We start from the raw sequence: 13,792 nt of genomic DNA on the forward strand, positions 1-13,792 counted from the left end.
TTTTTATACATGAATAATTTCGTCTTCTATTAAAATGTCTTCCCTTCTAAATCGTAAAAAGATTTGAGCAACAGCGATTACATCTTTTTCGCAATAAGTTATAATTCTGTCAATGTCATTTTCAATGTAAAAAACACGGGCTACCTCGCTGCCATCAATGTCATCTTTTGGAGAAGGTACTTGCAATACTTTGGTTAATAATTTTAATGAAGTAAAGTGTTTGTAATCTCCAAATTTCCATAATTCTAATGTGTCTAAATGTGGTACTTCCCAGGGTTTTTTGCCGAATAAATTCAGTTTGTTAGGCAATGGAACTCCGTTAATAATCATTCGTCTGGCGATAAATGGAATGTCAAATTCTTTTGCATTATGTCCACATAGAAGGTGTTGAGGTTGATTGAAATGATTGTTCAATAAGTTTGAAAAGTCTTGTAATATTTTTTTTTCATCTCCCCAAAAGCTAGTTATTCTAAAATTTCTAATGTCTGCTTTGTTAGTAAAATATCCTACAGAAATAGTAATTATTTTTCCAAATTCAGCCCAAATTCCAGCACGCTCATAAAAATCTTCTGCAGAAACTTCATCTCTTCTTTGGTATTGGGTTTTATTTTCCCATAATTTTTTAGTTTCTTCATCCATTCCTAAATAACTGTCATACTCAGGAACGGTTTCAATATCTAAAAATAGGATATTGTTAAGATTAATTTTTTCAATCATTTTAAAATAGTTTTATGCTATTAAATAGTTAAATAACTTAATGTTTAATAGCTGTTGGCGTATAGTATAAGAGTGTATTTTTTTAAAATCAAGCTAAATGTAAAGCCTTTTCTATAATGTTAATTGAGAAAGATGATTATTTTTGTGTTTGTTGTCTTACAGATAACATTTTATAACTTTCTTCTACATAAGTATATAAGTCATTACTATGCGGATCAGTTTCTGTTTGTAAACCTTTAATATGTCCTAAACGAACAATAATTAGATTGTCTTCTGGTATTACAATGACAAACTGACCTAAGTGTCCTCTTAAATAAAATAAATTTTTATTATTTATAGTATGCATCCAAAAACCATAACCATATTCTGGACTTTCAGGAAAACGAGGTGTAATGCATTTTTGTACAAAAGTAGAATCTAAAATTTGTGTACCTTTCCAGTTTCCATTATTTAAGTATAATTTACCTAAGCGAGCAAAATCTCTTGCATTACTAGCAATGCAGCAATAGGCTTTTTCAATTCCGTCTGGTTCATGATCTAATTGCCATAAGGCGTTGTTTTCAGCTCCTAAAGGTTGCCAAAAATGTTTGGAAACATAATCAGAAAGGTATTCTCCAGTTGCTTTCTCAATACACATGGCTAATAATTGTGTAGCTCCACTTAAATATTTAAAAGATTGTCCTGGTTTTTCATTTATTTCTAAGCCTAAGATTACCTTTTTTAAGTTGTCATCAAAATAAGCTCGGGTAACAATAGAAAAAGGGCTGTAATATTTTTCATCCCAGCTTAAGCCTGAAGCCATTGAAGATAAATCGCCCACAGTAACTTCTTTAGCAAATGCTCCTTTTAATTCTGGGAAAAAATCGGCTACTTTTTGATCTAAACTTTTTATTTTTCCTTCCATAATGGCTTTTCCCAAGGCCATGGTAACTACACTTTTTGCCATGGAAAAAGAATTGGACTTAGAATCCTTGCCATAACCATCAAAATAGCTTTCATGAACAATACTATCGTTTTTAATAATTAAAAAAGCAACCGTTTGTAGTTCTTTGTGCGTTTTATCTAATGTTTCTGTTGTGGCAATTTTGTTATAATCTTTAGATATATTCCAAGGTTGGGCTACGCCATTCTTTATTTCTCTATTTGGAAAATGAGTGTAATCATCTAAGAAGGCTGTGGTGTATCCTCTAAAATATATTGTTCGTACTGCTCGTAATAAGTAATCAACATCGAAAATGTACATTAAGATAATAATGGATACAAGTATAATTGCAAACCATTTAAAGAATTTTTTTAAGAATTTCATGTGTAGCTTATAGATTTATAAGCATAAAAATAAACAAAAAAACAGTTGTTTTTAAATTTTTAGAAAAGACTTTCTTGTTTTACAGGGTTTTCATAATCTAACAACCATTTTTTTCTCCATAAACCACCTGCATAACCAGTTAATGAACCATCAGATCCAATCACTCTATGACAGGGTACTACAATCCAAAGCGGATTTTTACCATTTGCTGAAGCAACAGCTCTAATAGCTTTAACATCTCCTAGTTTTTTTGATAATTCTAAATAAGAAATTGTTTTACCATATGGAATGTCAAGCAATGCCTTCCATACTTTTTGTTGAAAAAGGGTGCCTTGAGGGTTTAGTTTGAAATCAAATACTGTTCTACTACCTTCAAAATATTCTTTTAACTGCTGAACTGCTATTTTTAACGCTATAGGTATTTTTTTAGAAAGCTCTTCTCCTTCAGTGATTGAAATAATGCTAACCCCTTCTTTATCACCACTAATTTTAGCAATTCCTAATGGGGTTTTAATAAAAACTGTTTGCATTTTTTAAATATAAAAAAAAACCATCTTAAAAAGTAAGATGGTTTCTAGTAAGTAAGATATAAAAAAATTGTTGTTTTATTATTTAAACATAACTGATTTTTCTTCTTTTTTCTCTTCCGTTTTTACGTTTCCTTTAATAATTAATACTTTAGGAGCCGCACCTTCTTCACTTGTTGTAACAGTTACTGTTTTTGTAAAATTCCCAGGATTAGCTGCATTGTAAGTCGCAGTAATGCTTCCTTTTTCACCTGGTTTAATAGGTGTTTTGGTGTAATTTGCTGCTGTACAACCGCAAGATGGTTTTACATTTGTAATTAATACAGTTTCATTTGTTGTATTTGTAAATGTGAACTCATATGAAACAGGTTTTCCTTTTTCAATTTCTCCAAATTCATGAGTCTCTGTATTCCATTTCATTGCAGAAGCTTTTGTTTGAGCTGCTGCTACTGTATTAGGAGCTTTAGTTACTACTTTTTTAGCTTCCACTGCTTGTGCAAAAGATAAAGAAGTAATGAATAATGCAACAATTGATAGTTTAAGCGTTTTCATATATAATGTTTTAGTAATTATTCGATGAAGCAAATTTAAAAAGTAATAGTAACTTTGTTGTTAACTAAGATGTAATGATTGTTAATGACATGTTAACAATGATAAAACAACTAACATATTTTGTACCATTACAAAAAAAACTAAGGTGAAGTTTACACAATTCAATAAAGTAAAGTTATCTCGATTTAATATTGTCATTTTAATTGGTTTCCTAGCGATTTTAGGAGTAATTATTATGCAGTTATTTTTGCTAAATCAAGCCTATTCTTTTGAAAAAAAGGAAGTTGAGGATAAAATTAATTATGCTTTATTAGATGTAGTGGAGCGAATTTATGTAGATAATAACTCAGAACTTATTGTAGCAAATCAAATAAAAAGAGTAGCTCATAATTATTATGTGGTTAATGTTAATGATGTTTTTGAAAATAATATTTTGGAGTTTTATCTTAAGAAAGAGTTTGCCAAAGTTAAATTAGATTTAGATTTTGAATATGCCATTTATGATTGTGGTTCCAATAATATGGTGTATGGAAATTATATTACTTCAAATAGCCAGCCTAGTAAAAAGTGTGTTGATTGTTTTACTAAAAATGATGATTTGATCTATTATTTTGCGGTACGATTTCCAACCCTTAAACAAAGTTATTTTACCAGTTTAAAGCAATATTGGTTATATACTATAGTTTTATTTTTAGTTTTAATTGTTTATGTCTACTCGGTATTACTCATGTTAAAACAAAAAAGATATACTGTTTTGCAAAATGACTTTATTAATAATATGACACATGAATTTAAAACACCCTTAGCGTCAATATTAATTGCTTCAAATTATGCCAATGATCAAAAAGAAATTAAGCAAAATCCAAGATTGTTAAAGTATGTTCAAATTATTATCAAACAAAGTAATAAACTGAATGAACATATTGAACAAATTTTATCTTTAGCGAAAACAGATAGTAATAATATTGAATTGTCTAAAACAAATGTAGATTTAAAAAAGACATTAGATTTGATAAAAGAGAATATCACATTAAAATATGTGAAAAATATTGCGTTCGAATTTGTTTTTAACAAAAATTATTTTGTGAAAGCTGATGAGTTTCATTTTTACAATATTTTTTATAATGTTATCGAAAATGCGGTAAAGTATACAGGAAAAACAACCGTTGTCCAAGTTTCTGTTTTAGAAAGTGACAATTCTTTGTTCTTGAATATAACTGATAATGGAGAAGGAGTTCCCAAAAAAGATTTGCCTTTTATTTTTGATAAATTTTACAGGGTTGAAAGAAAAGACAGTAAGGAAATAGAAGGATTTGGAATCGGGTTAGCCTATGTGAAAAAAATTGTACAATTGCATGGTTGGAAAATAAAAGCAGAAAACACTACTCCAGGTCTAAAAATAACCATTCAAATACCAAAATCAGATATTTATGAATAAAAAAAGAATTTTATATGTTGAAGATGATGAAACCTTAGCTTTTTTAACTTCTGATAATTTAGAACAACATTTTGAAGTAGTTCATTGTAATAATGGAGCTCTAGCTTATCAACTGTTTTGTGATCAAGAATTTGATTTATGTGTTTTAGATATTATGCTTCCAGATATGGATGGATTTGAAATTGCTACAGAAATAAGAAAAAGGAATAAAGAAATTCCTATCATTTTTTTATCTGCTAAGGTTATGAAAGAAGATAGGATTAAAGGATTAAAATTAGGTGCAGACGATTATTTGGTAAAACCCTATTCGATAGAAGAATTAATTCTTAAAATAGAGATTTTCTTGAATAGAAGTCAGAAAAATACTGAAAAAACTACTACACAATATAGTTTAGGCTCTTTTGTTTTTGAATTTGAGAACTATTCTTTGCAAAATGATAAAAAACAAATTACACTCACCGAAAGAGAAGCTTCTCTTTTGAAATTATTTTTAGACAATGTAAATACAGTTTTAAAAAGAGAAAAAATTTTAACATCCTTGTGGGGAAATGACGATTATTTTTCAGGAAGAAGTTTGGATGTTTTTATTTCTCGATTGCGAAAAATTTTAAAAGAAGAAGAAGATGTTAAAATAGAAAATATTCCTAGGATAGGTTTTAAATTGGTTATTGTTTGATTTTTAAAGAGTTGTAATTGTTAATAAAAATTGTTGATAAAATTTTGAAAACTATATTGTTTAAGTAACTTTGCAATTATGTTGTTAGATAAATATATATCCGAATTATTATACCGTTATCAATGTGTAACGGTACCAGGTTTTGGTGCTTTCCTTTCCGAGATTGAATCGGCTAAAATAAACGGAAGTGCTTGTTCTTTTTTACCACCTAGAAAAGTAATATCATTTAATAGTCAAATTAAAAACAATGATGGTTTACTCACAAGTCATGTAGCACAAAGGGAAAATATTACTTATGGAAATGCTATCATAAAAATTGCTTCTGAAGTAAAATTATGGATTGCGGCTTTAGAAAATAAAGATAAAATTTTTTTGAACAATATTGGAGAAATATATGTAAATGGTGAATACAATTGGGTTTTTCAACCTTATAATGAAACTAATTATTTAGTTACTTCCTTTGGTTTAAACCAATTTGTAATCCCTGAAGTAAAAAGAGAAGTGCTTTTAACGCAAGCAGTTGTTGTTGAAGAAAAAGAGCCAGTAGTTTTACTTCCAGAAAAGAGAAAAAATTATTCCTATTTAAAATATGCTGCTGCCATTACCTTGTTTTTAGGTGCTGGTCTTACCACCTATAAAATTATGCATGATCGTCAAGTGGCAACAGACACTTTGTTAGTGCAGAAAGAAGTGCAAGAAGAAGTGCAACATAGAATTCAACAAGCAACATTTTTTATAGACAACCCAGTTTCTGCTGTAGCATTAACTGTAAAAGAAGAAAAAAGACCTTATCATTTAATTGCAGGCGCTTTTAGAAGTGAAAAAAATGCTGAAAAAGCGAAAAAATTACTAGAAGAGCAAGGATATCAAGCACATGTTTTGGAAAAGAATAATTATGGTTTAATTCCTGTTGCTTATGGAAGTTTTAAAACCGTTGAGGAAGCAGAATTAGTTAAAAATAAACTTTACAAAGAAGAAAATATCGAGTCTTGGCTCTTAATAGATTAAAAAAATCCCTTTTTGGGATTTTTTTATGCAATATATTTAGTTGCTTATTATCTTTGCAAAAAAAACAATGCAAGCAAAATACCCTTCTGATTCTTTAACTACTTTAACTGATTTAGTATTACCAGGTGAAACCAATCCACTAAATAATCTTTTTGGCGGAGAGTTACTCGCTCGTATGGATAGAGCGGCAAGTATAACAGCTAGACGTCATTCTAGAAGAGTGTGTGTAACAGCTTCTGTTAACCATGTAGCTTTTAATAGAGCAATTCCATTAGGAAGTGTTGTAACTGTAGAAGCAAAAGTATCTAGAACATTTAACACTTCTATGGAAATTTTTATTGATGTTTGGATCGAAGACAGAGAATCTGGTATTAAAAATAAAGCCAATGAAGGCATTTATACCTTTGTAGCCGTAGATGAAACAGGAAGGCCAATTCAGGTGCCAGCTATTGAGCCGCAAACACCTCTTGAGAAAGAGAGATATGAAGCCGCTTTGAGAAGAAAACAATTGAGTTTAGTCTTAGCAGGAAAAATGAAGCCTAATGAAGCTACAGAATTAAAAGCACTATTTTCATAAAAAAGAAAGTCCGATGATACCATCGGACTTTTATATTTTAAACAGAAAAAAAAGTCTCAAGTTCTTTGAGGGTTTCTGTGGTTGGAATTAAATCTTTAACAATGTTTCCTTTTTCTAAAACCACAATTCGATCAGAAACTTCTACCGTATGTTGTAAATCATGACTAGAAACTAGAACCGTAATGTTCCGATCTTCTGCTAATGATTTGATGATTTTCTTCAATCTAATTTGTGTTGTTGGATCCAAATTAGCGAAAGGCTCGTCTAAGATAATTATTTCAGGATTACCAATTAATGCGCCTACAATTCCTGCTTTTTTTGCATTTCCTTTGGATAAATCTCTTAAATATTTTTTATTGTTTAAAATTTCTCCATTAAAGAAATCTTCATAATTTTTAAGGAATGCATCTACATCTGCTTTATTCCAGCCTCTTAATTCGCCAATGAAGTAAAAATATTCTTCTGGTGTTAGGTAACCAATGAGAAAACTTTCGTCTAAAAAAGAATTAGTAAATACTTTCCAAGATTCATCTGTGTTAATCTGGATATTGTTTGAAGTAATTTTGCCACTTGAAGGTTGAATTAAATCTAATAGAAGACTAAAAAAGGTAGTTTTACCAGCACCATTATTTCCAACTAAACCAAAGCTTTGCCCTTTTGGTATTTCTAAATGTTCAATTTGTAAAACTGTTGTTCCGTTATATTTTTTTGATAAATTGTTTACGTGTATCATGATGTTGTAATTTCAAAATTAATAGTTGTATTCTAGAAAAAATTATCCTTTTTGCTTGTAAGCATCAATAGTAATATATTTTTCTTTTTTGTAAATAGTTTCAATAATTTGGAAGACTTTATTTTTAAATGCTAAACCTAAAACACCTAATAAAGCTACTAATAAATACCCAAATTGCCATCCAAGAGTATAATGACCAATAGCATAGACAAGCATAGGTAATAGTAACTTCGGCAGTGAAATCAATAAAGTTTTTACGTTAAAAGCTTTTTTGTCGCCAAAGGCATTCTTGTTTGAGGTTAAATCTATAGGCGTTTTAATATATGCTCCACCTAATAAAACTAAATGAGAATTTACTCCAATATTAAAAATAGCTCCTGTAAGAATAGCTAAATAAGTCTCTATTCCAAAGAACAAGTAAAAGCTTGATAAAAGAGTAGAGGCAGTTGTAGCAATAACCATTAACCACCATTTTGAAGATAAATAATCTTTATAAGTGATGTTTTGTGTCATCATTAAAGGATAATACGAGCTGTCCCAACTGGGTACAAACTGACCGAAATTAAATAAGAAACCTCCAGAGACAAAAATACCTGCAAAAATTTTCCAAACAGGAGCATTATAGACTTCTATAGAATTAGTAAAAAAAAGTAATCCGTAAAACAAGAAAAGAACACTCATTAAAAGCGTAGTTTTGGCTCTTTTGTTTCTTTTTAACAAACGAATGTCATTTTTTAAGAAAGTACCTAATTTTCCAAATTGATCTAAAAAGGTAAGATTTTCTGTAGTTGCTAGATTTTGTTGTATTGATAAACCTGCATCTAAATATAAATTGGATTTAAAAAAATTAAAATTGATATAATATAGTATAGCGAGTAGTATAACCGGAATAATAATTAAATAAGAATATTCATAAAAAGAAGTAAAAAAAGGATTTGAATATAAAGTAATATCAAATATGTTATAATATTGAAGTACTCCAAAAATGGCAAAAACACCTACAATAGTGTAAAAAATCGCGTCCTTCTTATCTATTAAAATGGCTAAAAAATTGTTGATATAAATAAAAAGAAACATACTTAAACACCATAACACCGCTGTTCCAGTATAGCCTTTTATTAATAAGGTTATGGTAAAAGGAATAAAGAAAAACCAGTGAATAAAATTGAAAAACGAAAATACAGTTTTGTTTAAAACAAAATGAACAATACTATTTTTCTTAACATTTTGATTTAAAAATGGACGAACAGTTAGCGTAGGCATTTTCTGAAAGAAAAACCGAATAATTAAATCGACAATTAGATAATAAAGCGCAAAACTATTTACTGCGTTAAAAGGATTTAGCCCAGCTTTTTCAAGAATATGATAGGATCCAATACCTAAAATAATAAACATAGTCATGAAATAAAGGGCTCCTAAAATCATGAAAATTTTTAAAACTACATTGGTCGAAAAAGAAGAAGATCGAAGGAAAGCTTTCCATTCTAATTTGAGAAATTGTTTTACCATAGTTTTGTTTAATTGGTTTCTTATTGGTAGTAAATAACATTAAAATGTTACGTTTTTTTTAAATTATCATTAGTGAGGCGATTTTGTTTCTTACTTTTGTATAAAATACAAAATAATGTCAACATTCTATAAATTAGTTATAAAAGAAATAAAAAGAGAAACACCTTCTACGGTTTCCATTCTCTTTAATGTACCTGAAGAATTAAAAACATTTTATCATTTTGTTGCAGGACAATATGTTACGTTAAAATTAACATTAGATGGTCAAGAAGTAAGAAGGGCTTATTCTATTTGTTCGTCTCCTAAAAGTGGAGCATTACGTGTTGCTGTTAAAGCAATAAAAAATGGATTCTTTTCTAAGTTTGCCAATGAAAATTTGAAAGAAGGCAATGTAATTGAAGTTGGTTTACCTGAAGGTAAATTTGTTTTTGAACCACAAATTGAAAAGCAGAGAAATTATGTTGCTTTTGCAGCTGGAAGTGGAATTACACCTATTTTTTCTATTATAAAATCGGTCTTAGAAGGAGAACCAAAAAGTACTTTTGTACTTGTTTTTGGAAATAAAACGATAGAAGAAACTATTTTTCATGAACAATTGCAGCAATTACATTTAGAATATGTAGGTCGTTTTTTTGTGCACTATGTGTACAGTAAAATAAACGTAGATGGAGAATTGTTTGGTCGTATCGACAAGTCGGTAGTTAATTTTGTAATAAAGAATAAACATAGCGAGAAAAACTTTGCTAAATATTATTTATGTGGTCCTGAAGAAATGATTAATTTGGTTTCTGATGTTTTAAAAGAAAACAATGTTTCTGAAAAAGATATTAAGTTTGAATTGTTTACCACAACTTCAAACGAAGATGCTAATACAGCTACATTAGAAGGGCATACAAAAATAAAAGTAATTGTTGATGATGAGGAAGCTGAATTTGAAATGAGTCAGAAACAAACTATTTTAGAAGCTGTTTTAAAACAAGGAATAGATGCTCCTTATTCCTGCCAGGGTGGTGTTTGTAGTAGTTGTATTTGTAGAGTAAAAGAAGGTAAAGCAGTAATGAAGAAGAATGCTATTTTAACAGATGGAGAAATAGCTGATGGTTTGGTTTTGTCATGTCAGGCAGTGCCAACAACAGATACTGTTTTTGTTGACTTTGATGATGTTTAAAAGTGAATCCGTAGCATAAAAAAATAAAAAAGCTCCGATTTTCGGAGCTTTTTTTGCAATTAAAATAAAATAAGATTATTTGGTAATTACTTGATTGTTATTCTTATTGTTTCTGTTTCGTAACCAAATTTTAAAAAGATTCACCAAATAGAATAAAACAGGAACTACAATTAAAGTAAGGAAAGTAGCGAAGATTAATCCAAAAATTACTGTCCACGCTAAAGGTCCCCAGAAGATTACATTATCACCACCCATATAAATGTGAGGATTACCTGTTGCAAATAAACTGAAGAAATCGATATTAAAACCAATTGCTAATGGAATTAATCCTAATACTGTTGTAATCGCGGTTAATAATACGGGTCTTAAACGGGCTTTACCACCAGTTACAATCGCATTAAAAATGTCTTCTTTAGGTAATTGTGCTTCTTTAGGAAGTTCTAATTCTTCTTTTCTTCTGGCAATCAATAAATCGGTATAATCGAGTAATACTACACCGTTGTTAACTACAATTCCGGCTAAAGATATAATACCCATCATAGTCATCATAATAACGAATGGCCATCCAGTAACCATTAATCCTAAAAACACACCAATAAAACTTAAGAACACGGCCACCATGATGATTCCTGGTCTTGAAACCGAGTTAAATTGGAAAATTAAAATTAAAAAGATTAAGAATAAACCAGTAATCAAAGCACCCATTAAGAATGCCATTTGTTTTCCTTGTTCTTCAAGCTGACCAGTGTAATCAAATTTTACAGTTTTTGGTGCATTAAAATTACCCATTTCGGCTTGAATTTGGGCCACCACCGCACCAGCATCAGTAAAACCAGGTGATAAGGCAGAATACAGCACAACCACTCTTTCATACTGTTTGTGTTTAATCGCACTAAATGAAGAGGTGTTCTTTTGAGAAGCTACCGTTGAAACTGGAATTTCTTTAATTTGACCCGAAGCCATATCTCTAAAAGTGATGTTCTGATTAAAAATGGCACTTTTGTTGTATCTATTATCTTCATTGAAACGCACATAAATATCGTAGTCTTCACCATCTTTCTTGTAAATACCAGCTTTTTCACCAAAAATAGAGCGACGTAATTGATTTCCAACTTGTCCCGCAGAAACACCCATTTCACCCGCTTTTTCTCTATCTACTACTACTTTCATAGCAGGTTTATCTTTGTTAACATCTACTTTTAATTCATCAACCCCAGGAATATTTTTGGTATTCAAGAAATCTTTCATTTTCTCTGCTGTAGCAATTAATTCATTGTAATCTTTTCCTTTAATTTCAATGTTAATTGGGTAACCTGCTGGAGGACCTACGGCATCTTTTTCAACCGAAATAGTTACACCAGGATAAATGTCTTTTAGGGTAGCTTGTACTTTTTTACGAAGATCTTCAGAATCTAATCCATTTCGGAACTTGTATTCTCTCATCGAAATCGTAATCTTACCTTTATGAGGCATTTCAGCGGTAGAACCACCATCGGTTTGAGGGTTACCCGCTCCTTCACCTACCTGAGAAACGGCACTTTCTACTAAATAATTAGTGTTGTCTTCTGGATTAATAATAGCTTCTTCTTCTAAATTCTGATTTAATACAGCATACACTCTTTTTTCAATAGAATTTGTAATTTCGTTTGTCTTGGTAATATCGGTTCCTTGTGGATATTCGATGTACACAATAATTTGGTTGGGTGTATTATCAGGGAAAAATTCCACTTTTGTACGACCACTTCCTACACTCCATCCAAAGTACAATCCTAAAATTACAAAGAACATTAGTGCCATTCCTACTACTGTTAAGTAAGGTTTTTTACCAGATAAGAAGAATTTCAATCCACTTTCATACCAATTCTCCCATTTTGTTAGAACTCTATTTTGGAAAGCAAGCGTCCATCCTTTAATGACATATTTATATAGCCAAAACATGAGGGCAGTAAAGATCATTACCGAACCTAAAGCACGTATGCTGCCACCAAGGATTAAAATAATGGCTCCAAAACCACCTAAAATAAGACTTAATCGGATTAAGGCTTTTCGAGATAATATTCTTTCATTGATATCCATAAATTGAGATACCATTACCGAGTTGAAGAAAATTGCTACAAATAAAGAGGAACCTAACACCACAGAAAGTGTGATTGGGAAATAAATCATAAATTGTCCCATTACACCAGGCCACATTCCTAGTGGTACGAAAGCCGCAACTGTGGTTGCTGTTGAAATAATAATAGGTAAAGCGATTTCTCCAATTCCTTTCTTAGCAGCCTCCACACGACCCATGCCTTCATCTTCCATTAATCGGTAAACGTTTTCAACAACTACAATTCCGTTGTCTACTAACATTCCTAATCCCATAATTAATCCAAAAAGAATCATAGTATTCATTGTGTATCCTAAAGCGCTTAGAATCATGAAGGACATAAACATAGACATTGGAATAGCAAAACCTACGAAAAGTGCATTTCTAAATCCTAAAAAGAACATTAAGACACCTACAACTAGAATAATACCAAAGATGATATTGTTTACTAAATCGTCTACCTGATTCAAGGTTCTTGACGATTGATCATTAGCAATCGTAATCTTCAGATCTTTAGGTAAATAATTTTCTTCAGCATCTTTTACAATTTCTCTAATTTGTTCAGCGGCATTAATCATGTTTTTACCAGCACGTTTTTTTACGTCTAGCATTACTACACTCTTTCCAAACTCTCTTGCATAAGTGGTTTTATCAACATCCTTGAATGTTATTTTAGCAATGTCTTTCAGGTATACAGCACCACCTTGTGTTTTAACCACAAAACTTTCTAATTCTTTTGGTTGGTCCACTTCACCAAGAATACGTATCGTTCTTCTTTGTCCATTAGCAATTAAATTACCAGCAGACATGGTTACATTTCCGTTTCTGATGGCGTTAATTACATCATCAAAGCTTACTTGAGAAGCCATCATTTTGTAAATATCTACTGCAACTTCTACTTCTTTTTCTTGAGCACCACGTATATCGACTTGTTTGATTTCTTCTAGTGCTTCAATTTCATCTTCTAAGTATTCGCCAAAGACTTTTAATTTATCCACTGGATAATCCCCTTGAATGTTAATATTCATAATAGGAACTTCTTCAGAAAGATTCAAGTCAAAAACATTAGGCTCTACTTTAGCACCATTAAATGTGGGCCAATCTTCTCCACCTGTTTTGGTGTCTATTTTATCTTTAATCTTTTGTTTTGCGGCTTCTACAGTAATTTTTTCGTCAAATTCTACTGTAATAATTCCATAATCTTCTTGTGAAGTAGACAATACTTTAACTACATTACTCACATTTCTGATTTCGTCTTCAAGTGGATCAATAATAAGTCTTTCTATATCTTCAGCAGTATTACCTGGATAAACTGTACTAATGTATATTTTAGTTTCTTTAATCTCTGGGAAATCTTCACGAGGCATACTGTAATATGCAGATAATCCAAGAAACAAGAACATTACCATCGCTACATATATGGTCATCTTATTTTCGATGGCCCATGATGATAATTTAAATTCTTTCTCTGTATTTGTGGTACTCATTC

Annotated in this window: 12 protein-coding genes; 5 read left to right on the top strand and 7 right to left on the bottom strand. The window is 30.5% G+C overall.

What is annotated here, in order from left to right; translation table 11 throughout:
* Positions 1–3: 3 nt before the first annotated feature.
* From CX675_RS00855 to CX675_RS00870, 4 genes are all read right to left on the bottom strand, one after another.
* Positions 4–717, bottom strand: coding sequence for a 3'-5' exonuclease (locus CX675_RS00855; RefSeq protein ID WP_130733323.1), 714 nt, complete (start codon positions 715–717; stop codon positions 4–6).
* Positions 718–853: 136 nt separating this feature from the next.
* Positions 854–2,023, bottom strand: coding sequence for a serine hydrolase (locus tag CX675_RS00860; protein ID WP_130733324.1), 1,170 nt, complete (start codon positions 2,021–2,023; stop codon positions 854–856).
* A 59-nt stretch (positions 2,024–2,082) separates the two neighbouring features.
* Complete coding sequence (locus CX675_RS00865; protein WP_130733325.1) at positions 2,083–2,553, bottom strand: methylated-DNA--[protein]-cysteine S-methyltransferase; 471 nt, start codon at positions 2,551–2,553, stop codon at positions 2,083–2,085.
* A gap of 78 nt (positions 2,554–2,631) precedes the next feature.
* A complete protein-coding gene (locus CX675_RS00870; protein WP_130733326.1) occupies positions 2,632–3,102 on the bottom strand; it encodes a DUF1573 domain-containing protein in 471 nt (156 codons plus the stop codon).
* Positions 3,103–3,247: 145 nt separating this feature from the next.
* Between CX675_RS00870 and CX675_RS00875 the strand changes: the two genes are divergently transcribed.
* The 4 genes from CX675_RS00875 to CX675_RS00890 all read left to right on the top strand — a co-directional run bounded on the left by CX675_RS00875 (position 3,248) and on the right by CX675_RS00890 (position 6,801).
* Positions 3,248–4,540: a sensor histidine kinase KdpD gene (locus CX675_RS00875; protein WP_240723553.1), complete on the top strand. Its 1,293-nt coding sequence runs from the start codon at positions 3,248–3,250 to the stop codon at positions 4,538–4,540.
* Positions 4,533–5,216 (top strand): response regulator transcription factor, encoded by a 684-nt coding sequence (locus CX675_RS00880; RefSeq protein WP_130733327.1) that lies wholly within the window; start codon positions 4,533–4,535, stop codon positions 5,214–5,216. Before CX675_RS00875 ends, CX675_RS00880 begins: the two co-directional genes overlap by 8 nt.
* Before the next feature lie 78 nt (positions 5,217–5,294).
* Positions 5,295–6,224 carry an SPOR domain-containing protein gene (locus CX675_RS00885; RefSeq protein ID WP_130733328.1) on the top strand — a complete coding sequence of 310 codons (930 nt, stop codon included), beginning with the start codon at positions 5,295–5,297 and terminating at the stop codon, positions 6,222–6,224.
* A 67-nt stretch (positions 6,225–6,291) separates the two neighbouring features.
* Entirely contained in the window at positions 6,292–6,801 is a 510-nt protein-coding gene (locus CX675_RS00890; protein ID WP_130733329.1) for an acyl-CoA thioesterase, read from the top strand.
* Positions 6,802–6,838: 37 nt separating this feature from the next.
* On the opposite strand, the gene CX675_RS00895 is transcribed toward CX675_RS00890, so the two are convergent.
* Both CX675_RS00895 and CX675_RS00900 read right to left on the bottom strand, forming a co-directional pair.
* Positions 6,839–7,534, bottom strand: coding sequence for an ABC transporter ATP-binding protein (locus CX675_RS00895; RefSeq protein WP_130733330.1), 696 nt, complete (start codon positions 7,532–7,534; stop codon positions 6,839–6,841).
* Between the two features lie 42 nt (positions 7,535–7,576).
* Positions 7,577–9,043 (bottom strand): DUF5687 family protein, encoded by a 1,467-nt coding sequence (locus CX675_RS00900; RefSeq protein ID WP_130733331.1) that lies wholly within the window; start codon positions 9,041–9,043, stop codon positions 7,577–7,579.
* Between the two features lie 115 nt (positions 9,044–9,158).
* Between CX675_RS00900 and CX675_RS00905 the strand changes: the two genes are divergently transcribed.
* Positions 9,159–10,211: a ferredoxin--NADP reductase gene (locus tag CX675_RS00905; RefSeq protein ID WP_130733332.1), complete on the top strand. Its 1,053-nt coding sequence runs from the start codon at positions 9,159–9,161 to the stop codon at positions 10,209–10,211.
* 75 nt (positions 10,212–10,286) lie between these two features.
* Here the strand turns inward: CX675_RS00905 and CX675_RS00910 are convergent, their stop codons facing one another.
* Positions 10,287–13,790: an efflux RND transporter permease subunit gene (locus tag CX675_RS00910; RefSeq protein WP_130733333.1), complete on the bottom strand. Its 3,504-nt coding sequence runs from the start codon at positions 13,788–13,790 to the stop codon at positions 10,287–10,289.
* Positions 13,791–13,792 lie beyond the last annotated feature (2 nt).

The organism is Flavobacterium sp. J27 (assembly GCF_004303025.1).
GTDB lineage: Bacteria > Bacteroidota > Bacteroidia > Flavobacteriales > Flavobacteriaceae > Flavobacterium.

Coding starts and splice junctions, on each gene's coding strand:
- CX675_RS00855 (WP_130733323.1), bottom strand. CDS start 717: ATGATTGAAAAAATTAATCTTAACAATATCCTATTTTTAGATATTGAA.
- CX675_RS00860 (WP_130733324.1), bottom strand. CDS start 2,023: ATGAAATTCTTAAAAAAATTCTTTAAATGGTTTGCAATTATACTTGTA.
- CX675_RS00865 (WP_130733325.1), bottom strand. CDS start 2,553: ATGCAAACAGTTTTTATTAAAACCCCATTAGGAATTGCTAAAATTAGT.
- CX675_RS00870 (WP_130733326.1), bottom strand. CDS start 3,102: ATGAAAACGCTTAAACTATCAATTGTTGCATTATTCATTACTTCTTTA.
- CX675_RS00880 (WP_130733327.1), top strand. CDS start 4,533: ATGAATAAAAAAAGAATTTTATATGTTGAAGATGATGAAACCTTAGCT.
- CX675_RS00885 (WP_130733328.1), top strand. CDS start 5,295: ATGTTGTTAGATAAATATATATCCGAATTATTATACCGTTATCAATGT.
- CX675_RS00890 (WP_130733329.1), top strand. CDS start 6,292: ATGCAAGCAAAATACCCTTCTGATTCTTTAACTACTTTAACTGATTTA.
- CX675_RS00895 (WP_130733330.1), bottom strand. CDS start 7,534: ATGATACACGTAAACAATTTATCAAAAAAATATAACGGAACAACAGTT.
- CX675_RS00900 (WP_130733331.1), bottom strand. CDS start 9,043: ATGGTAAAACAATTTCTCAAATTAGAATGGAAAGCTTTCCTTCGATCT.
- CX675_RS00905 (WP_130733332.1), top strand. CDS start 9,159: ATGTCAACATTCTATAAATTAGTTATAAAAGAAATAAAAAGAGAAACA.
- CX675_RS00910 (WP_130733333.1), bottom strand. CDS start 13,790: ATGAGTACCACAAATACAGAGAAAGAATTTAAATTATCATCATGGGCC.